General features: G+C 27.9%; 2 protein-coding genes. One reads left to right on the forward strand and one right to left on the reverse strand.

Going from position 1 to position 1,479, the window contains the following annotated elements; genetic code table 11:
- Nucleotides 1-56: 56 nt before the first annotated feature.
- On the forward strand, nucleotides 57-776 hold the full coding sequence (locus JX287_RS00270; protein WP_204641244.1) for a hypothetical protein: 720 nt from the start codon (nucleotides 57-59) through the stop codon (nucleotides 774-776).
- 163 nt (nucleotides 777-939) lie between these two features.
- On the opposite strand, the gene JX287_RS00275 is transcribed toward JX287_RS00270, so the two are convergent.
- Nucleotides 940-1,479: transposase (locus JX287_RS00275; protein WP_204641245.1), on the reverse strand; the 540-nt coding region annotated here is incomplete at its 5' end.

Here is a 1,479-nt window from a genome sequence, read left to right on the forward strand (position 1 = left end):
GACATATATATATATATATATAATAATATATATATAAATTTAAAAGGAGATATGTAATGAAGAAAAAATTTTTATTAAGTCTTGTTGCGAGTGGTATTTTACTAAGTGGTATGAGTTTTGGTTTAGTTACAAAACATATTGACAATGCTTATGCAGTAGATAGCAAAGAAGAAGCCAAGTATGATAAATCTTTAGGATATGCTACCCGTGAAAATCATCAACTTCGTTTTATAAGTGGACCGACATTATTTAGTTTTGTAGATAGAAATGGGAAAAAAATAGATATTCCTGATTATAAATTTGTAAACGGAAGAGCAACTTATGAAGCTAATCCTAACATAACGAACTGGAGTACAATTAAACCTATAAGAAATTTACTATCTGAGAATGTTTGGACTCATACTAACATTAGTGGTTACACTAATGGAACTTCTACTTATGTAGAACCAGTTCAGGTTTTTGCCTTTTTCTGGGACGGAAAAGATAACACAAAAGTAATGGTAGATTGGTATTTCATTAGAAATACTAATGGGGTTTTATCTTATGAACTTCGTGGTACATGGATATCTAACATAAATGATTTTAGTAGTGCTACTAGTTATCTAGTTTATCCTGGACTAAAAGAAAAAATGAAAGTTACACCTACTGCCCCTATTAAACCTAGTGAAAAAGAAAACGAAAAACATAATCTAGAATTTAAAAAAAGTGAAAAAGAAAACGAAAAACATAATCTAGAATTTAAAAAAGCTCTGCCAAAAACATCTGTAGCTAAATAATTTTAAATAAAAAACAGCATATTATTTAAATAATATGCTGTTTTTGTTATTTAGTTTTAATAAAAAATTTTGGTTCTTTGTCAAATTTGGTTGATTTTGAAAAATAGGAGGAAGCTATGCTATATTAAGTAGTATGGCTTTTTTCCTATTTTTCGTTTTAATCTTATTTCTTTCTTTTTATCGAGAATAGCTTGACGCTCTTCTTTTGAATATCTAGGTTTCTTATTAGTCTCTGACGGTGTAAATAGACTGAATACAAGGAGTATTTTAGCTTTAAAGTACCATAGGAAATACGCTTAATAACTTTAATTTTGTTGTTAATTCCTTCTAAAGGACCGTTAGAAAGCCCATTGTAGTACATAGTATTCTTAATCTGTCTTTTATATTTTCTAAGTGTTTTAATAGCTGTAAACATATATCTAGGTAAAGTAGATTTATCGTTAATTAAAGACTTAAACCTATCAAAATCATCTTTTTCAAGAGCTTCTCTAAGTTCTTGGATAAGCCAATAACACTTATATAGTTGAGGATCTTGCTTAATTAGGTAGTTGACAATATCTTGTTCGGTAGTGATGTACTTAAAGTATTTAAACTTCTTGTGGGTACCATTATCTAATTCATCATAACTAGTAAGAAGGTTTTTCCAATAACATTTCAATTGTCTGTATAACTCTTTATTTTTATCTTTAATACTGTTCATAAA

Origin of the sequence: Gemella haemolysans, assembly GCF_901873445.1 — a bacterium.
Taxonomy (GTDB): Bacteria; Bacillota; Bacilli; order Staphylococcales; family Gemellaceae; genus Gemella; species Gemella haemolysans_C.

Coding starts and splice junctions, on each gene's coding strand:
- JX287_RS00270 (WP_204641244.1), top strand. CDS start 57: ATGAAGAAAAAATTTTTATTAAGTCTTGTTGCGAGTGGTATTTTACTA.